Here is an 18,592-nt window from a genome sequence, read left to right on the forward strand (position 1 = left end):
CCAGCCGCTCGCGCGCCTCGGCCCGGTTGCGGTCCTGCGTCCGGTGCTCCTGCGCGGTGATGACGAGGACGCCCTCGGCGGTGAGCCGCCGGCCGGCGAGCTTCATGAGGCGGATCGCGACCGCGTTCGGCAGCGAGGGCGAGCGGCGCACGTCGAAGCGCAGCTGCACCGCGGTCGCCACCTTGTTGACGTTCTGCCCCCCCGGCCCCGAGGCGCGCACGAAGCTCTCCTCCAGCTCCGACTCGTCGATGCTGATCGAGGGCGTGCAATCGAGGGCCACGGCAGGTCTCCGACGTGAGGTCGCGCGAGACTTGCCGCGCGGGGGCGCCCGGCACAAGCCGGCGCCCCCGACCGAGCGGTCAGGCGGCCGAGGACAGGGCCGGGTAGTCGGTGTAGCCCCGCGCGTCGCCGCCGTAGAAGGTCGCGCGGTCGTAGCGGTTGAAGCCGGCCCCGCGCCGGATGCGCTCGGGCAGGTCCGGATTGGCGATGAACAGCCGGCCGAAGGCGACCGCGTCCACGTCCCCGCCCGCCACCGCGGCGGCGGCGGTCGCGGGCGTGAAGCCGCCCGCGGCGATCAGCGGCCCGCCGAAGCGGCGCTTGAAGCGCGCGGCCGCGTCCGGCGCGTTCGGGTCGAGGGCGTTCACGTCGCTGGTCTGGTCCGCCCGCGGCTCGACCACGTGCAGGTAGGCGAGGCCGCGCCGGCCGAGTTCGGCCGTGACGTGGTCGAACAGGGCGCCGGGATCGCTGTCCCTCATGCCGTTGAAGCTGCCCCAGGGCGAGATGCGGATGCCGACCCGGTCCGCGCCGATCGCCGCCGTCACGGCGTCGACGATCTCGAGCTGGAAGCGGGCCCGGTTCGCGATCGCGCCGCCGTAGCGGTCGGTCCGGCGGTTGGTCGAGTCCTGCAGGAACTGGTCGATCAGGTAGCCGTTCGCCGAGTGGATCTCGACCCCGTCCGCGCCCGCCGCGCGGGCGTTGCGGGCGGCCTCTGCGAATTGGCCGACGATCTCGGCGATCTCGGCCTCGGCGAGTTCGCGCGGCGTCTCGAACGGCACCGGGTTGAAGCGGGCGTCCATGTGCTGGCCCGGGGCCGGCACCGGCGAGGGCGCCACGGGCAGGGCCCCGCCCGGCTGCATCGAGGAATGCGAGATCCGGCCCGTGTGCCAGATCTGGATGAACAGGAAGCCGCCCTTGGCGTGGATCGCGTCGGCGACCGCCCGCCAGCCTTCGACCTGCTCCGGCGTGTAGATGCCGGGGGCGCCCGGATAGCCGCGGGCCTGCGCGGTGATGTCGGTCGCCTCGGCGATCACGAGGCCGCCGCGGCTGGCGCGCTGGCCGTAATACTCGGCGTTCAGGGGCTGCGGGACGTCGCCGGGCTGGCGCGAGCGCATGCGCGTCAGCGGCGCCATCACGACCCGGTGCTGGAGGTGGAGCGCGCCGAGGGTCAGCGGCCGGAAGAGGATGTCGGTGGTCATGCTTGCGTGCGAACTCCGCGAAGGGGCCTCAGCGCGGCCCCCACCGTTGCGTCCGGGCTGGCCGGACCGCCCTGAGATGGTCAGTCCCGCCCGCGCGCAAAGGTTCCCGGGCCGCCCCGCCGGGCGGGCCGGTGCGCTGGCGCACATGCCGAGCGGTCAGGACAGGTCGCGCTCGGGGGCGGCGTGGGCGTGGAGCGCGTCGCGCAAAGCGACGATCTCGTCGCGCAGCGCCTCCAGATGCGCCGGCGTGCGCCCGGTGGCGCAGACGATCTCGTGCGGAAAGGGCAGCGCCTTCTGGCGGAGAGCCCTCCCGGCCTCCGTCAGCGTGATCCGCATCAGCCGCTCGTCGGCGCCGTCGCGGGCCCGCTTCACCAATCCGCCGGCCTCCAGTCGCTTCATCAGCGGCGTCAGCGTCCCCGAATCGAGGTAGAGCCGCTGCCCGATCGCCTTCATCGTCTGCCCGTCCTCTTCCCAGAGGACCAGCAGGGCGAGATATTGCGGGTAGGTCAGGCCGAGGCCGTCGAGGAGAGGCTTGTAGATGCGGTTGAAGGCATGCGCCGCCGAATAGACCGCGAAGCAGATCTGCTGCGCGAGATGCAGGTCGCCGGTGGCCGGCGCGCCGCGCGTCGCCGCGACCTCGGCAGGTGAACCCGACATGTCCGCCTCCATCGACCCGGCGCCGGCCCGCTCGGTGCCTCCGCCGCGGCGCAGCGGGAACGTGCGGGTCCCACTTCCTGTCACGGCAGGTTGCAAGGGGAACGATACGCTTTCGCCGCCCAGAAAACAAATTGCACGCTATGAATTAGCGCGCTATATGAAATCCGCCGGCTCGCGAGGGCTGGCCGGACCCACCGGGCCGTTGCGCCCGCGCATCCATGGAGGGCATCCATGTCCGTCGACGTGAAGTACACCACTCAGGCCACCGCCACCGGGGGCCGCGACGGCCGCGCCAAGACCGCCGACGGCAGCCTCGACGTCAAGCTGACGACTCCGAAGGAGCTCGGCGGCGGCGGGGGCGAGGGCAACAATCCCGAGCAGCTCTTCGCGGCCGGCTACTCGGCCTGCTTCCTCGGCGCGATCAAGTTCGTCGCCGGTCAGGAGAAGATCAAGGTGCCGGCCGACGCGACCGTGACCGCGACGGTGGGGATCGGCCCGCGCTCGGAGGGCGGCTTCGGCATCACCGCCAACCTGAAGGTCGCGCTGCCGGGCCTCGACCGCGCGACCGCCCAGGGGCTGGTCGAGAAGGCGCACCAGGTCTGCCCCTACTCGAACGCCACCCGCGGCAACGTCGACGTCGGGCTCGACGTGGTCTGATCCGCGCCGGCGGCCGGCCCGGCCCCCGACCGGTCAGGCCCGGGGGCCGAGGCAGGAGGCCGCGAGGCTCAGGAAGGCGCGCGCCCTGTGGGACAGGGCGCGGCCGTTCGCCCAGTCGATCCCGTGCTTCTCCTCGGCGCCGAGTTCGCCGAAGCTGAGCGGGCTCTCGTCGGGCTTGAACATCGGGTCGTAGCCGAAGCCGCGGCTGCCGCGGGGCGGCCAGACCAGTTCGCCGAAGACCCGTCCCTCGAACAGCTCCTCGTGCCCGTCCGGCCAGGCCAGGACGAGGGCCGAGACGAAATGCGCCCGCCGGTTCGTCGCCCCGCGCAGGGCGAGTTCGCGCTCGACCCGCTCCATCGCCTGCCCGAAATCCTTCGACGGCCCCGCCCAGCGGGCGGAGAACAGGCCGGGGGCGCCGTCGAGGGCGTCGACGCAGAGGCCGGAATCGTCCGCGAAGGCCGGCAGGCCGGCGGCGGACGCGGCGGCCCGGGCCTTGATGGCGGCGTTCTCGGCGAACATCACGCCGGTCTCCTCGGGCTCGGCGAGGCCGAGTTCGCCGGCCGAGACCGCCTCGACGCCGAAGGGGGCGAGCAATTCGCGCATCTCGCGCAGCTTGCCGCCGTTGTGGGTCGCGATCACGACCCGGCCGGTGAGGCGACGCCCCATCGCCTAGCCCACCGCCTGCTTCTGGAGCGCGACGAGCTGCGCCACGCCCGCCTTGGCGAGCCGCAGCAGCCCGAGGAACTGCTCCTCCGAGAACGGCGCGATCTCGGCGGTGCCCTGCACCTCGACGATGCCGCCCGAGCCGGTGATCACGAAATTGGCGTCCGTGTCGGCGGCCGAATCCTCGTCGTAGTCGAGGTCGAGGATCGGAATCCCCTTGTGGATGCCGCAGGAGATCGCCGCCACGTGGTCGCGCATCGGGTCGACCGAGATGATCGAGCGCCCGCGCATCCAGGTGAAGCACTCGTGCAGGGCGACCCAGGCGCCGGTGATCGAGGCGGTGCGGGTGCCGCCATCCGCCTGCAGCACGTCGCAATCGACGACGATCTGACGCTCGCCGATGGCGGGCAGGTTGACCACGGCCCGCAGCGAGCGGCCGATCAGGCGCTGGATCTCCTGGGTGCGGCCGGAGGGCTTGCCGGCCGTGACCTCGCGCCGGTTGCGCTCGTGCGTGGCGCGCGGGAGCATGGCGTACTCGGCCGTGACCCAGCCCTTGCCCGAGCCGCGCAGCCAGGGCGGGCCGCGCTCCTCCAGGGAGGCCGTGCACAGCACCTTGGTCTCCCCGAAGGTGACGAGGCAGGAGCCTTCGGCGTAGCGGGCGACGCCCCTCTCCAGCGTGACCTTGCGCAGTTCGTCGGGCGCACGCTTGGATGGACGCATCGGGCTCTCCTTGGGGACCGGGACGGGCACGCGCTCTTAGGCGGTGGCGCAGAGTCCGGCAAGCCGCTCGCCCGAGCCGGGCGGCGGCCGGGACGCGCCGCGGCTTCTCGTGCGCTTGCGAATGGCTGCGGTCCGCCTCACATTAGAGTGCCTCGGCTTTCAACCTTTTGATGAACACGCGAGATCCTCCTCCCCTGCCTGCCGGCTCAGGCCAAGCCCGCAGCCTCGCCGAGTTGAACGAGCGCTCGCGCGAGATCTTCCGCCAGATCGTCGAGAGCTACCTGGCGACGGGCGAGCCGGTGGGCTCGCGCAACCTCGCCCGCATCCTGCCGATGACGCTGTCGCCGGCCTCCGTGCGCAACGTCATGGCGGACCTCGAACAGGCGGGCCTGATCTACGCCCCGCACACCAGCGCGGGGCGTCTGCCGACCGAGACGGGCTTGCGCTTCTTCGTCGACGCGCTGCTCGAACTCGGGGATGTCGGCCAGGAGGAGCAGGGGCGGATCGAGGCGCAGATGCGCGCCGCCGCCTCCCGCCACACCTTCGAGACCGCGCTCACGGAGGCGACCGTGATGCTGTCGGGCATCTCGCGGGGGGCGGGGGTCGTGGTCACGACGAAGCAGAACGCCAACCTGCGCCACATCGAGTTCGTGCGGCTCGATCCCGGGCGCGCCCTGGTGGTGCTCGTCTCCGAGGACGGCTCGGTGGAGAACCGCCTCGTCGACCTGCCCCTCGGGCTCCCGTCCGGCGCCCTGCAGGAGGCGTCGAACTTCCTCAACGCCCGCATCCGGGGCCGGACGCTCGGCGAGGTGCGCGCCGAGATCGAGACCGGGCGCGAGGCGATGAAGCGGGAACTCGACGCCCTCACCGAGCGGCTCGTCGAGGCGGGGCTCGCCCGCTCGGTCGGGCCCTCCGACGAGCGCCAGCTGATCGTCCGCGGGCAGGCCAACCTGCTGGAGGATCTGCGCGCCGCCGAGGATCTGGAGCGGATCCGCCTGCTGTTCAGCGACCTGGAGAGCCAGAAGGACGTCATCGACCTCCTCACGCGCGCCGAGGGCGGCGAGGGCGTGCGCATCTTCATCGGCTCGGAGAACAAGCTGTTCTCGCTCTCCGGCTCCTCGATGATCGCCGCGCCGTTCCGGGATGGCCGCCAGAAGATCGTCGGGGTCGTCGGCGTGATCGGTCCGACCCGGCTCAACTACGCCCGCATCGTGCCGATGGTGGACTTCACCGCCCGGCTCGTCTCCCGGATGCTGGAGAGCGGCCGGGCGTGAGCGCCGCGCGGGGGCGGCCCCGGCGCGGGACGCGCCCGCCCGCGCCGGCCGCCGACGCGGCCGCGCTGCCGCCCGCCTTCCTGGCCTGGTTCTCGGCGCGGGGCTGGTCGCCGCGGCCGCACCAGCTCGCTCTGCTCGCCGCCGCCCGGGCGGGCCGCTCGGCGCTGCTCGTGGCGCCGACGGGGGCCGGCAAGACCCTGGCGGGCTTCCTGCCGACCCTGGTCGAGCTCGCGGAGCGGCCGCCCGGCGCGCGCGGCCTCCACACGCTCTACGTCTCGCCCCTGAAGGCGCTCGCCGTCGACATCGCACGCAACCTCGACGCGCCGGTCGCGGGGATCGGCCTGCCGATCCGCGTCGAGACCCGCACCGGCGACACGCCCGCCCACAAGCGCGCCCGCCAGATCGAGCGCCCGCCCGACATCCTGCTGACCACGCCCGAGCAGCTCGCGCTGCTGATCGCCCACCGGGAGGCCAAGACCCTGTTCGCCGGCCTGAAGCGGGTCATCCTCGACGAGCTGCACGCGCTGGTGACCTCGAAGCGCGGCGACCTCCTGGCGCTGGGCCTCGCCCGCCTGCACCGCCTCGCGCCGGGCCTCGCCGCCACCGGCCTGTCGGCCACCGTGCGCGAGCCGGAGGCGCTGCAGCGCTACCTCGTCCCGCAGGCGCCCGAACCGCGCCTCGCCGAGCTGATCACGGTCTCGGGCGGGGCGAGGCCCGACCTGCGCCTGCTGGAGGCGAGCCGCGCCCTGCCGCTCGCCGGGCACACCGCCTGGCAGGCGATGCCGGCGATCTACGACCTGATCCGGCAGCACCGGATGGTGCTCGTCTTCGTCAACACGCGGCTGCAGGCGGAGTACACCTTCCAGGAGCTCTGGAAGCTCAACGAGGACGCGCTGCCGATCGCGCTCCACCACGGCTCCCTCGACGCCACGCAGCGCCGCCGCGTCGAGGCCGCGATGGCGGAGGGGCGGCTGCGCGCCGTCGTCTGCACCGCCACCCTCGACCTCGGCATCGACTGGGGCGACGTCGACCTCGTGGTCAATGTCGGGGCGCCGAAGGGCGCGAGCCGGATCATGCAGCGGATCGGCCGCGCCAACCATCGCATGGACGAGCCCTCCCGGGCCTACCTGGTGCCGGCGAACCGCTTCGAGATCCTGGAGTGCCGCGCCGCCCTCGACGCCGTGGAGGAGGCCGCCCAGGACACGCCCGACCCGCGCCTCGGCGCCCCCGACGTGCTCGCCCAGCACGTGCTCGGCATGGCCTGCGCGGGCGGCTTCGCGGTCGAGGACCTGTACGAGGAGGTGCGCGCGGCCGCGCCCTATGCGGGCCTCGCCTACGAGGACTTCGAGCAGGTGGTCGATTTCGTCGCCACCGGCGGCTACGCCCTGCGCGCCTACGAGCGCTTCGCCAAGATCCTGCGGGGCCCGGACGGGCTGTGGCGCGTGCGCGACGCCCGCGCGGCGCAGGCCTACCGGATGAATGTCGGCACGATCATCGAATCGACCCACGTCAAGGTGCGGCTCGCCCGGGGCGTGCGGGGCAAGCCCGGCACGATCCTGCCCCGGGGCGGCCGGGTGCTCGGGGAGATCGAGGAGGATTTCGCCGAGACCCTGACGGTCGGCGACACCTTCCTGTTCGCGGGCGAGATCCTGCGCTTCGAGGGCCTGCACGAGGACGAGGCGCTGGTCACCCGCGGCGCGCCGGGCACCGACCCGGCCATCCCGAGCTACGCGGGCGCGAAATTCCCGCTCTCGACCTTCCTCGCCGCCCGGGTGCGCCAGCTCATCGCCGACCCGTTCGAGTGGGACCGGCTGCCCGCCCAGGTCGCCGACTACCTGCTGCAGCAGCGCCGCCGCTCGATCCTGCCCGGCCCGCGCGACCTCCTGGTCGAGACCTTTCCGCGCGGGTCCCGCCACTACCTGACCTGCTTCCCGTTCGAGGGCCGCCTGGCCCACCAGACGCTCGGCATGCTGCTGACCCGCCGCCTCGAGCGGGCGGGGCTGCGCCCCCTCGGCTTCGCGGCCAACGATTACGGGCTGGCGATCTTCGGCAGCCGCGACGTGGCCGAGCGGATCGGTCGCGAGCCCGGCTTCCTCGACGCGCTCTTCGCGCAGGACATGCTCGGCGACGACCTCGAAGCCTGGCTCGACGAATCCGCCATGATGAAGCGCACCTTCCGGCAATGCGCGGTCATCGCCGGGCTGATCGAGCGCCACCATCCGGGCCTGCGCAAGACCGGCCGGCAGGTCACGATCTCGACCGACCTGATCTACGACGTGCTGCGCAAGCACGAGCCCGACCACCTGCTGCTGCGGGCGGCGCGCCAGGATGCGGCAACCGGACTCCTCGACGTGCGCCGCCTCGGCATGATGCTGTCGCGCATCCAGGGGCGAATCATCCACAAGGCGCTCGACCGCGTCTCGCCCCTCTCCGTGAACGTGATGCTCGAGATCGGGCGGGAGCGGGTCTACGGGGAGGGGGCCGACGAGATTCTGGCCGAGGCCGAGGCGGCGCTGCTCGACGAGGCGCTGTCCTGACCGCGACGAGCCCGGCCCCGGCTCCAAGGAAGAGACGCAGTGAAGCCGGCCCTGAAGCTCGACAAGACGCGCAAGACCCCTGCCCTGACCCTCGCCGGCGAAGCCCTCACCCTCGATCTGAGCGGCGCCCTCTGGCTCGACGCGCACCGCACCCTGGTGGTCTCGGACCTGCACCTGGAGAAGGGCTCCTCCTTCGCGGCGCGCTCGGGCCAGTTCCTGCCGCCCTACGACACCCGCGAGACGCTGGCGGCCCTGCACGAGGTGGTGGCGCGGTTCGACCCGGCCCGCGTGGTGGCGCTCGGCGACTCGTTCCACGATGCGGGCGGCCCGGGCCGGATGGATCCGGGCGACCACGCCCTGATCGCCGCCCTGCAGGAAGGGCGCGACTGGGTCTGGATCAACGGCAACCACGACCGCGCCGTGCAGGACGGCATCGGCGGGCGCTTCGCCGACGCGCTGGCGCTCGGCGGGCTGGTGCTGCGCCACGAGCCGCGGGACGGGGCCGCGCCGGGCGAGGTGGCGGGCCACCTGCACCCGGTCGGCAAGGTGGTGATGCGCGGGCGGGCGGTGCGCCGCCGCTGCTTCGCGACCGACGCGACCCGCCTCGTGATGCCGGCCTTCGGCGCCTATACGGGCGGGCTCAACGTGCGCAGCCCCGCCTTCGACGCGCTGTTCCCGACCGGGCTCACGGCGCATCTCCTCGGCGACGGCCGCCTGTTCGCGATCGGGCGGGCGATGCTGGTCCGGGAGTGAGCGGCGGCCGCGCGGGCCGCGCCCGTCCCGCTCCGGGGTTCGGACCGGCACGAGCGGACCGGCGCGAGAGCCGATCCGGCACCGGCGATGGACGCCGGCCGCGGAACCGCGCCGGGGAGCCCGGCCCCCGGCGCCGCCCCGCGCGCGTCACGCCCCGGCCGCCGTCTTGTCCGGGTAGCGGCACAGGTCCGCGATGACGCAGCGCCAGCATTCCGGCTTGCGCGCCTTGCAGGTGTAGCGCCCGTGCAGGATGAGCCAGTGATGGGCGTTGAGCCGGTAGGGCTCGGGCACGATCGCCTCGAGCCCCTCCTGCACCTTGTCGGTCGTGGCGCCGGGCGCCAGCGGGATCCGGTTCGAGACCCGGAAGATGTGGGTGTCCACCGCGATGGTCGGCTCGCCGAAGGCGACGTTGAGCACCACGCTCGCGGTCTTGCGGCCGACCCCCGGCAGCACCTCCAGGTCCTCGCGCCGCCGCGGCACCGCCCCGCCATGCTCCGCGACCAGGATCGCCGAGAGCGCGATGACGTTCCTGGCCTTGGTGTTGAACAGCCCGATGGTGCGGATATGCGCGCGCACCACCTCCTCGCCCAGCGCCAGCATCGCGGCCGGATGATCCGCCTTCGCGAACAGGTCGCGGGTGGCGAGGTTGACGCTCCGGTCCGTCGCCTGGGCGGACAGGACCACCGCGACGAGGAGCGTGTAGGGGTTGAGGTATTCCAGGTCCGAGCGCGGCGACGGGTTGGCGGCGCTCAGCCGCGCGAAGATCTCGGCCAGGGTCGCCACGTCCACCGGCTCGGGCGCCCGCGCGGGCGCGGTCGGGGGCACGGTCGGGGGCGCGACCAGGGCCGCCCCCGCCGCCTTCACTTTCGTGGGAGCGTCGCGCTTTCGTGGCGTCATAGCCGCCTTATATTGAGCCGATGCAGAGCGGCAAGGGACAGGAGGGGCCGTCCATGCGCCATCCCGACGGGCGCGATCCGGACTCGTTCGAGCGCCCGGTCTTCTCGGCGGTGATCCGGCCCCATTGCTCGCTCGGCCGGGCCGGGTTCCAGGCCGTGATGGCGGGGTGCTGTCTCGTGTCGCTGGTGACGAGCCTCGTCTTCCTGCGCCAGGGCTTCTGGCCGATCGCGGGCTTCTTCGGCCTCGACATGCTGGCCCTGTGGGTCGCGCTCAGCGTCAGCATGCGGCGCGGGCGCTCCTTCGAGCAGGTGATCATCAGCCCGATCGAGATCCTGCTGGCCCGGGTCAGCCCCCGGGGCGAGCGGGCCGAGTGGCGCTTCAATCCCCTGTGGAGCCGCCTGCACAAGGTCGAGGACGACGAGTACGGGCTGCAGATCCTGGCGATCGTCTCCCGCGGCCAGCGGGTGCTGGTCGCCCGCGACGCCTCCCCGCCCGAGCGCGAGACCATCGCGGAGGGCATGACCCGGGCGCTGGCCCAGGTGAAAAAGGGATTATGACGTGAAAAAGGGATTATGACGTGAAGAGGGGGTTCCGAGCGAGCGGCCGATTCGCCAGGAGGGCCGCCCGGACACGCAGCGCGCGCCGATGCTGCGGCAGGCCTCGTTCCACCCGCATCAGGTCTTTCGGCGCAGCCACTCCCGCAGCTTCGTGAAGCGCGGCCGCATCGTCCCGCCCCGCACGGCGATCGCCACCGCCCTCTTCTGCGCCACCAGCACCACGAGCTGCTTGCCGCGGGTCACGCCCGTGTAGAGGAGGTTGCGGGCGAGCATCGCGTAGTGCTGCAGCGCCACCGGGATCACCACGGCCGGGTATTCCGACCCTTGCGCCTTGTGGATCGTGATCGCGTAGGCCGGGGCGAGGGCGTCGAGCTCGTCGAAGGGCCATGCCACCTCGCGCCCGTCGAAGCTGCCGATCAGCACCCCCTCCTCGGGATCGAGCCGCGCCACCACGCCGAGATCACCGTTGAAGACGTCGCGGTCGTAGTCGTTCTGCACCACCATCACCCGGTCGCCCGGCGCGAAGCGCCAGCCGAAGCGCTCGACGGCGAGCGGCGGGTTCGGATTGAGCACCTGCTGCAGGGCGTGATTGAGGTGGCGGCTGCCGAGCGCCCCGCGGGTCATCGGGCAGAGCACCTGCACGTCGCGCACCGGATCGAGACCGAAGCGGCGGGGGATGCGCCGCGTCACGATCTCGACGAGCCGCTCCGCCCCGACCTCGGGGTCCTCGATCTCGACCAGGAAGAAGTCCCCGGACGCATCGGCGCTGCCCTCCGGCATCCGCCCGGCCCGGATGCGGTGGGCGTTGACGATGATCCGGCTCTCCGCCGCCTGCCGGAACACCTCGGTGAGCCGCGCCACCGCGACGGCGCCCGAGGCGATCACGTCGGCCAGGACCTGCCCCGGCCCGACGGAGGGCAGCTGGTCCACGTCGCCGACGAGCCAGAGCGCCGCGTGCCGGGGCAGCGCCCGGGTGAGCGCGTTCATCAGCGGCACGTCGATCATCGAGGCCTCGTCCACCACGAGGAGGTCGCAGCGCAGGGGATCGTGCTCGGAGCGCTGGAATCCGCCGCGGACGGGATCGACTTCGAGGAGCCGGTGCAGCGTCTTGGCGGGCCGGCCGGTCTGCTCGCTCATCCGCTTGGCGGCGCGCCCGGTCGGCGCCGCGAGCAGCACCTCGGCCTCGACGCCGCCGAGCAGGCGCAGCAGCGCGTCGAGCGTGCTGGTCTTGCCGACGCCGGGCCCCCCGGTGATCACCGCGACCTTGGCGGAGAGCACCGTGCGGGCCGCCTCGCGCTGCGAGGGCGAGAGGCGGCGCCCGGTCTCGGCCTCGACGGCGTCGAGGGCCGGGTCGACCGCGATCTCGCCCCAGGGCAGCGGCGCGGCGTCGAGGGCGGCGAGGCGCTCGCCGATCGCCCGCTCGGCCGCGTGCAGCCCGCGCAGGAAGACGTGGGTCTCGCCGCCGATCGTGTCCGCCACGATCGCGTCGCCGCCCAGCTCCTCCGCGAGCGCCGTGCGGGTGAGGCCCGGGTCGACGCCGAGGAGGTCGGCCGCCCGCGCCACGAGGTCCGGCACCGGCAGGGCGCAATGGCCCTCGTCCATCGCGGCCTGCAGCGCGTGGGCGAGGCCGGCCCGGAGCCGCGCCGGGGCGGTCGGCGGCAGGCCGAGCCTGGCGGCGATGGCGTCGGCGGTCCGGAAGCCGATGCCGCGCACGTCGCGGGCGAGGCGGTAGGGATCCTCGCTCATCACGGCGATCGACTCGGCGCCGTAGGTCTTGTGGATGCGCACGGCCCGCGCGGTGCCGACGCCGTGCGCGTGCAGGAACACCATGATCTCCCGCACCACGCGGTGCTCGGCCCAGGCCGCCACCAGCCGCGCCGCCCGGGTCGGGCCGATCCCCGGCACCTCGGTGAGGCGCTCAGGGTTCGCCTCGATCACCGCGAAGGTCTCGCTGCCGAAGGCCGCGACGATGCGCTTGGCCATCTGCGGGCCGATGCCGCGCATCTGGCCGGAGGCGAGGTAGCGGGCGATTCCCTCCGACCCGGTCGGGGGCGTGCAGGCCAGGGTGTCGGCGCGGAACTGCAGCCCGTGCTGGCGGTCGCTGACCCAGGCGCCGGTGGCGGCGATCCACTCCCCGGCCGCGACCGCCGGCGCGTGGCCCACCACCGCGACGAGGTCGCGCCGCCCGCGGGCCTTCACCTTGAGGACGCAGAAGCCCGTCTCGGCGCTGTGGAAGGTGACGCGCTCGATCGACCCCGCGAGGGCGTCGCGGGGCGCGTCGGCGGCGCCGGCCCGGGCCGGCCGGCGCGAGGTGGAGGATCCAAGCATCGGGTCAGGGCCAAGATCGGGGCGGCCCGGGCCCGGCGCAACCCTCTACCAGCGCTCGGGCACCTCCTCCGGCGGGATCGGCGCCGCGCCCGGCGCGCGCGACGGGAAGCGGTCGCCGGGCTCTCCCTCCTCGCGCCACGGCCGGTGGTGCCAGTGCGGGCGGGCCTCCGCGGCCTCCTCGCAGACGCGCACCCGGCGGATGCGCTCCTCGCCGTCCGGGCCGATGCGGCGGCGCACGAAGACCCGGCAGGTCTCCCCGCCCTCCGCGAGAGGCGGAGGCGGGGCCCAATCCGGGCGGCCGCCATGGGCGATCGGCGGCCCGTCGAGATCGGCCGCGAGAGCGGGGGCGGCAAGGAGGACCAGGGCGGCGCAGGCGCCCAGGCGGAGGAGACGTGTCATGGCCGGGGACTCCGGGGCAGCCGGGGGGCTGTCACGGTCCGGATCATGGTGTGGGCCGGATGAAGCCGGCCTGAGGGACGCGTTCGGCCGGCGTACAGGGACGGGCTCACGCCCGCCCCGGCACGAGCCGGATCAGCTGCCGCGTCGCCCCGTCCACCGCCGCCCGGGAATAGAGGAGCGGCAGGTGGCCCCGCCCGGCCCAGGTCTCGGCGTGGTCGGCGTAGTGGGACGAGCGCGGGTCGCCCGACTGGCCCGGCCCGTTGACGAACAGGCTCGCGTCCCACTCCCCGACATCCAGCACCATGCGGAAGGAGGCGCCGTGGGTGACCCGGAACGTGTCCGGGCGGTAGCCGGCATACATCACCGTGACGCCCGAGCCGCCGAGCGGCAGGCGCGGGACGTCGTGGCCCGAGAAGCCGAGCGGCGCGAGCGGGTGGACGAGGTGGGCGTGGTGCAGGCGCCCCCAGGCCCAGCCGGCCGGATCCGCGCCGAGGCGGGCGGCGGCGTCGCGGAAGGCCTCCGCGAGAGTCCGGCCGAGAATCCGGTCGCGCGCGGCGCGGTCGAGGGGCGGCGCGGGCGCGCCGAGAAGCCCGAGCAGCGCCTCGGTGTCGCCGGGGGCGAGGAGTTCCGCCGTGGCCCGGTCGGGCGCGAGCGCCGCGAGGAGCGCCGGGCGCAGATGGTGCACCCACCAGATCTCGAGCAGCGCCGCCGCCGCGGATTCCTCGCGCAGGCGCCCGTCGAAGCCGGCGAGCAGCGCCAGGGGCTCGCGCAGCAGCGGGCCCGCCTCCCCGCCGAGCGCCTCGCGGGCGAGCCCGGCGAGCGCCAGGGCCGGGTGCGAATGATCGTCGCCCTGGAGGGCCGCCGAATCGGCGAGGCCGTGCCGCGGCTGCCCCGCCAGCACCGCCCGGATGCGCCGCGCCCGCCAGGGCTCGTGCCACTCGTGACCGAGGCGGTGGGGGTAGCCCTCCGGCAGGTTCATCTCGTTGGCGCTCGCCACGAACCCCTCCGGCGGGTCGATGCGGCGCGGCAGATCCTCGGGCGCGACGAAGCCGTCCCACTCGTAGCGGCCGTCGCCCGGCACCGGCATCAGGCCGTCCCAGTTCGGGCGGCGCGGCGCCTTGCCGGCCACGAACCAGCCGATCCGCCCGGACACGTCCGCGTAAAGGTGGTTGACGCTCGGCGCCGACCAGTGGCGCAGGGCAGCGCCGAACGCCTCCGGGCTGTCCGCGTCGAGATAGGCGAGGCTGCCGAGATAGGCCGCGGTGCCGGGCTCGGTCCAGACCGTGCGCAGCGCGAAGGCCCGGCGCCCCACCCGGTCCTCGTGCACGACCGGACCGTGGCGGGTGAAGGCGAGGCGGTGCTGCGCCTCCGGCCCGCCCCGGACCGGGGCGGTCTCGGTCACGATCCGCATCCGCTCCCAGCCCTCGCCGTAGCGGTAGAGGTCGGGGTCGTCTTGGTGGGTCTCGTAGACCAGGAGATCCTCCTGGTCGATCGGCGCGATGGTCAGGCTGAAGGCCGCCCGGCCGTTATGGCCGATCGAGATCCCCGGCAGGGCCGGCTCGCCCGCCCCGATCACGTCGAGGCCCGGCGCGCTGAGGTGCACGACGTAGCGCAGCGACGGGAGCGTGATCGCCCGGTGCGGGTCGCTCGCCAGGATCGGCCGCCCGGTCGCCGTGCGGGAGGGCGCCACGGCCCAGTTGTTCGAGCCGTCGGGCGGCCCGTCCTCCGGCGGGCGCCGGGCCGGGCCGACCGCGCCGAACTCGTCCACGAAGGTCCAGGTCTCGGCCTCGTCCCGCCCCGCCAGCAGCCGGTCGGGCCGGAAGCCAACGCCGGCGGTCGCGAGGCGCACGGCGTCGATGACCTCCGGGGGCACCTGCGCCGGGTCGAGCCCCTCCGGGACGGCCGGCCGGTGGTCCGGCGCCAGGATCTTGCGGAAGCGGTCGAGGGCCAGGCCGCCTTGCGCCGCGAGCCGGGCGCGGGCGACCTCCGAGGGGGCGTTGCGGGTGAGCGCGTGGCTGCGGATGCGCGCGACGTCCAGGGCCTGCCAGCGCGCCGGCCGGGTGCCCATCCGGGTGAATTCCGGCGGCAGCCAGGCGGGATCCGCCTCGGTCAGGCCGACGAAGGCGTTGATCCCGCCGACGAAGGCCTCCGCGACGGCGCGCGTCTCCGAGGTGCCGTAGGCGGCCCACTCGGCGGCCTCGTCGCCGCGATAGAGGAACAGCCGCGCGGCGCGGTCCTGCGCGAGGTAGCCCGGCCCGAAATCCCCCGCGAGCAGGCCGAGCCCGCGCTTGCGCCAGAGATCGATCTGCCACAGCCGGTCCCGCGCCGCGTTGAAGCCCTGGACCAGGAAGGCGTCGCGGCGGGAAAGCGCCCGGATGTGCGGGACGCCCCAGCGGTCGATGCGGATCTCGGCCGGGTGCTCCAGCCCCGGGACGTCGAGGGTCAGGGTTGCCGGCGCCATCGCTGCTCCTTCGTGCCGCGCCGCCAGTGTCGGCAGCGCGGCCTTCCCTGTCCAATCGGGTCAGGTCTGCGCCCGGCGCCCGGCGGGCACCCGCCCGCGCTCAGCGCCCCGCCAGTTCCTTGAGCAGGGCCTCGTGGAACTCGTCCGGCGCCTGGACCTGCGGCGCGTGGCCGAGTTCGGAGAATTCCACGAGCTTGGCGTCCGGGATGCGCTTGGCCACGTCGGGGCCGAGCTGGTCATAGCGCCCGAGGGTGGCGGCGAGGTCGGGATGGACCCGGTTGGCGCCCTGCGCGGTGCGGTCCTTGCCGCCGACGATCAGGATGGTCGGCACGCGCAGGCGCTCGAACTCGTGCACCACCGGCTGCGTGAAGATCATGTCCGACAGCTGCGCCTGATTCCACGCCACCCGGTCCCCGCCCGGGCCCGCGTAGAGACCGGCCTGCATCTCGACCCAGCGATCGTATTCTGGCTTCCACTGGTTATTGTAGTAGAATTTCAGCTGGTAGGCCTTGATGCTCTCGGCGCTGGTCTTGCGCTCCTGGGCGTAAAGGACGTCGATCGGTGTATAGGGTACTCCCTTCTCGCGCCAATCCTCCAGGCCGAGCGGATCGACCATGACGAGCTGGTCGACAGAGTAGGGGAACATCAGCGCGTACCGGGCCGCCAGCATGCCGCCCATCGAGTGGCCGATGATCGTCGCCTTGGCGATGCCGAGGGAGTCGAGCAGCGCCCTGGTGTTGGTCGCGAGCTGCTCGAAGCTGAACTGGTAGCCCGCGGGCTTGGTCGATTTGCAGAAGCCGACCTGGTCGGGGGCGATCACCCGGAACCCGGCCTCGCTCAGCACCGCGATGGTCCGCTCCCAGGTGGCGGCGCAGAAATTCTTGCCGTGGAGCAGTACGGCGGTGCGGCCGTTCGGCGTGGCGGGCGCCACGTCCATGTAGGCCATCGTCAGCCCCTGCCCCTGCGACGAGAAGGCGTGGCGGCGGACCTCGTGCGGGTAGGCGAAGCCTTCGAGTTCCGGCCCGTAGGGCCCGGCCGCCTGTCCGGGACCGCCGAGGGCGAGGACGAGGAGGCCGGCGCGGACAAGGTGCGACATCGATGTCTCCGGGCGGGTGGACGCGCGGCGGGCCGCGCTCCGGGGAATGACAACGCGCGGCGGGGCCGAGGTTGGGGCACGAGGACCGCGCGGAGCCGCGCTTGCGTTTCCGCCGCCGGCCGCTCATATAGGCGCCGGGAGGTTGGCGGGGGACGTTTCACTCGCCAACCGGGTCAGGTCCGGAAGGAAGCAGCCCTAACGAGAACGAGCGGGTTCTCGTCCAGCCTCCCACCCTCATCTCCCCGAGCGCGCGCGCGAGGCAACCCCCGCCTCCGCCGCCCTCCGCGACCGCGGCGCATGGACGAGACCACCGGCACGCCCTCGACCGACGAGCCGGGTTTCCCGGGTTTGGCCCCGCCGGCGGCGCCGGCCGCCGCGCCCTACCGGGTGCTGGCGCGCAAGTACCGCCCCCAGAGCTTCGACGACCTGATCGGCCAGGGTGCCATGGTGCGCACCCTGGCGAACGCCTTCGAGGCCGGGCGCATCCCGCAGGCCTGGATGCTCACCGGCGTGCGCGGGGTGGGCAAGACCACCACCGCCCGCATCCTGGCGCGCGGGCTCAACTACGCCCTCGCCGGGGACGCGAAGGCCGGCCCGACGATCCGGATGCCGACGCTCGGCCTGCATTGCGCGGCGATCATGGAATCCCGGCACATCGACGTGCTGGAGATGGACGCCGCCTCCCATACCGGCATCGACGACGTCCGCCAGATCATCGACGGCATCCGCTACGCCCCGGTCTCGGCGCGCTACAAGGTCTACATCGTCGACGAGGTCCACATGCTGTCCGAGAAGGCGTTCAACGCCTTCCTGAAGACGCTGGAGGAGCCCCCGCCGCACGCGAAATTCGTCTTCGCCACCACCGAGATCCGCAAGGTTCCGGTGACGATCCTGTCGCGCTGCCAGCGCTTCGACCTGCGCCGGGTCGAGGCGGGCACGCTCGTCGCCCACCTGCACAGGATCTGCGACGCCGAGGGCGTGGCGGTGGAGCCCGAGGCGCTCGCCGCCATCGCGCGGGCGGCGGAGGGCTCGGTGCGCGATTCGCTCTCCCTCCTCGACCAGGCGATCGCGCACGGCGCGGGCCGGGTCACGGCCGAAACCGTGCGCGACATGCTCGGCCTCGCCGACCGGGCGCGGATCATCGACCTGTTCGAGGCCGCCATGCGGGGCGACGCGCCCGCCGCCTTCGCGGAACTGCACGGTCAGTACGAGGCCGGCGCCGATCCCGCGGTGGTGCTGCAGGACCTCGCCGGCTTCACGCACCTCGTCACCCGCCTGAAGGTCGCGCCCGAGACCGCCCGCGCCGACACCGCCCTGAGCGAGGCCGAGCGGGGCCGCGGCAGCGACTTCGCGGACCGGCTCTCGGTGCGGGCCCTGTCGCGGGCGTGGCAGATCCTGCTCAGGGCGATTCCCGAGGTGCAGGCGGCGCCCCGTCCCCTCGCGGCGGCCGAGATGGCGCTGGTGCGCCTGATCTACGCCGCCGACCTGCCGACCCCGGACGAGGCCCTGCGGCAGGTGCGGGAAGGCGGCGGCGCGGCGGTCCCGCCCGCCGGCCGCCCTCTGCCCGCCGCCCCGCCCGGCCCCGCCCTGCGCGCCCTGCCGGACGCCCGCCCCGCGCAATCCGCCGCGGCGGCCCGCCCGGCCGCCGCCCCGGCGCAGGCGCAGCACGCGGCCGAGCCGGCCCTGCGGCTGCGGCGCTTCGAGGACGTGGTGGGGCTCGCGGAGGCCAAGCGCGACATCGGCCTCAAGGCCGCCCTGGAGCGCGACGTGCACCTCGTGCGCTTCGAGGAGGGCCGCATCGAGTTCCGCCTCGCCGAGGCGGGCCGCCCGAGCCTCGCCAACGACCTCGCCCGCGCCCTCGACCTCTGGACGGGGCGGCGCTGGGTGGTGGCCCTGTCGCGGGAGACCGGCGAGGCGACGCTGGCGGCCCGGGCCGAGGCCGCCCGCGAGAGCCGCCACCAGGGCGCGGCGGCGCATCCCCTGGTGCAGGAGGTGCTGAAGCGCTTCCCGGGCGCCCAGATCGTGGATGTGCGGGAGAGGCCGCCCGAGGCACCCGCCGAGGAATTCAGCCCCGAGGAATTCAGCGCCCCGGAGGAGCCGGAGGCGGACCAGTAGCGG

Annotated in this window: 16 protein-coding genes and 1 other RNA gene; 7 read left to right on the forward strand and 10 right to left on the reverse strand. The window is 73.9% G+C overall.

The window, feature by feature from the left end; genetic code table 11:
- The 3 genes from arfB to MET2598_RS0115495 form a co-directional block, all read right to left on the reverse strand.
- On the reverse strand, positions 1-280 hold a 280-nt coding region (gene arfB / locus MET2598_RS36590), incomplete at its 3' end, for an alternative ribosome rescue aminoacyl-tRNA hydrolase ArfB (protein ID WP_018261462.1).
- Between the two features lie 79 nt (positions 281-359).
- Positions 360-1,475 (reverse strand): alkene reductase, encoded by a 1,116-nt coding sequence (locus tag MET2598_RS0115490; protein ID WP_018261463.1) that lies wholly within the window; start codon positions 1,473-1,475, stop codon positions 360-362.
- A 156-nt stretch (positions 1,476-1,631) separates the two neighbouring features.
- A complete protein-coding gene (locus MET2598_RS0115495; protein WP_012333996.1) occupies positions 1,632-2,132 on the reverse strand; it encodes a MarR family winged helix-turn-helix transcriptional regulator in 501 nt (166 codons plus the stop codon).
- Between the two features lie 231 nt (positions 2,133-2,363).
- Between MET2598_RS0115495 and MET2598_RS0115500 the strand changes: the two genes are divergently transcribed.
- Positions 2,364-2,789: an organic hydroperoxide resistance protein gene (locus tag MET2598_RS0115500; protein ID WP_012333995.1), complete on the forward strand. Its 426-nt coding sequence runs from the start codon at positions 2,364-2,366 to the stop codon at positions 2,787-2,789.
- Between the two features lie 33 nt (positions 2,790-2,822).
- Here MET2598_RS0115500 and rdgB read toward each other — a convergent pair whose 3' ends face one another.
- Entirely contained in the window at positions 2,823-3,455 is a 633-nt protein-coding gene (gene rdgB / locus MET2598_RS0115505; protein WP_012333994.1) for an RdgB/HAM1 family non-canonical purine NTP pyrophosphatase, read from the reverse strand.
- A 3-nt stretch (positions 3,456-3,458) separates the two neighbouring features.
- The gene (gene rph, locus MET2598_RS0115510; RefSeq protein WP_018261465.1) at positions 3,459-4,172 is read right to left on the reverse strand and encodes a ribonuclease PH; all 714 of its coding nucleotides are present in this window, start codon (positions 4,170-4,172) and stop codon (positions 3,459-3,461) included.
- A 170-nt stretch (positions 4,173-4,342) separates the two neighbouring features.
- On the opposite strand from rph, the gene hrcA reads away from it, so the two are divergent.
- From hrcA to pdeM, 3 genes are read left to right on the forward strand one after another with little or no spacing between them, the layout of a single operon-like run.
- Complete coding sequence (gene hrcA, locus MET2598_RS0115515; protein WP_012333992.1) at positions 4,343-5,446, forward strand: heat-inducible transcriptional repressor HrcA; 1,104 nt, start codon at positions 4,343-4,345, stop codon at positions 5,444-5,446.
- Entirely contained in the window at positions 5,443-7,983 is a 2,541-nt protein-coding gene (locus MET2598_RS0115520; protein WP_018261467.1) for a ligase-associated DNA damage response DEXH box helicase, read from the forward strand. Before hrcA ends, MET2598_RS0115520 begins: the two co-directional genes overlap by 4 nt.
- A 39-nt stretch (positions 7,984-8,022) precedes the next feature.
- Complete coding sequence (gene pdeM, locus MET2598_RS0115525) at positions 8,023-8,736, forward strand: ligase-associated DNA damage response endonuclease PdeM (protein WP_018261468.1); 714 nt, start codon at positions 8,023-8,025, stop codon at positions 8,734-8,736.
- A gap of 147 nt (positions 8,737-8,883) precedes the next feature.
- Here the strand turns inward: pdeM and nth are convergent, their stop codons facing one another.
- Positions 8,884-9,633 (reverse strand): endonuclease III, encoded by a 750-nt coding sequence (gene nth, locus MET2598_RS0115530; RefSeq protein ID WP_026190748.1) that lies wholly within the window; start codon positions 9,631-9,633, stop codon positions 8,884-8,886.
- A gap of 53 nt (positions 9,634-9,686) precedes the next feature.
- On the opposite strand from nth, the gene MET2598_RS0115535 reads away from it, so the two are divergent.
- Positions 9,687-10,190 (forward strand): DUF2244 domain-containing protein, encoded by a 504-nt coding sequence (locus MET2598_RS0115535; protein ID WP_012333988.1) that lies wholly within the window; start codon positions 9,687-9,689, stop codon positions 10,188-10,190.
- A gap of 117 nt (positions 10,191-10,307) precedes the next feature.
- Here MET2598_RS0115535 and recD2 read toward each other — a convergent pair whose 3' ends face one another.
- The 4 genes from recD2 to MET2598_RS0115555 all read right to left on the reverse strand — a co-directional run bounded on the left by recD2 (position 10,308) and on the right by MET2598_RS0115555 (position 16,474).
- Positions 10,308-12,518: an SF1B family DNA helicase RecD2 gene (gene recD2 / locus MET2598_RS0115540; protein ID WP_018261470.1), complete on the reverse strand. Its 2,211-nt coding sequence runs from the start codon at positions 12,516-12,518 to the stop codon at positions 10,308-10,310.
- Positions 12,519-12,563: 45 nt separating this feature from the next.
- Complete coding sequence (locus MET2598_RS0115545) at positions 12,564-12,917, reverse strand: hypothetical protein (protein WP_012333986.1); 354 nt, start codon at positions 12,915-12,917, stop codon at positions 12,564-12,566.
- A 106-nt stretch (positions 12,918-13,023) separates the two neighbouring features.
- Complete coding sequence (locus MET2598_RS0115550; RefSeq protein WP_018261471.1) at positions 13,024-15,378, reverse strand: penicillin acylase family protein; 2,355 nt, start codon at positions 15,376-15,378, stop codon at positions 13,024-13,026.
- A gap of 100 nt (positions 15,379-15,478) precedes the next feature.
- Positions 15,479-16,474, reverse strand: coding sequence for an alpha/beta fold hydrolase (locus tag MET2598_RS0115555; RefSeq protein WP_018261472.1), 996 nt, complete (start codon positions 16,472-16,474; stop codon positions 15,479-15,481).
- 136 nt (positions 16,475-16,610) lie between these two features.
- On the opposite strand from MET2598_RS0115555, the gene ffs reads away from it, so the two are divergent.
- Positions 16,611-16,707: signal recognition particle sRNA small type (gene ffs, locus MET2598_RS38415), an RNA gene on the forward strand.
- 64 nt (positions 16,708-16,771) lie between these two features.
- Positions 16,772-18,589, forward strand: coding sequence for a DNA polymerase III subunit gamma/tau (locus MET2598_RS0115560; RefSeq protein WP_018261473.1), 1,818 nt, complete (start codon positions 16,772-16,774; stop codon positions 18,587-18,589).
- The last annotated feature ends 3 nt before the right edge of the window (positions 18,590-18,592 follow it).

Source organism: Methylobacterium sp. WSM2598, from assembly GCF_000379105.1.
GTDB lineage: Bacteria > Pseudomonadota > Alphaproteobacteria > Rhizobiales > Beijerinckiaceae > Methylobacterium.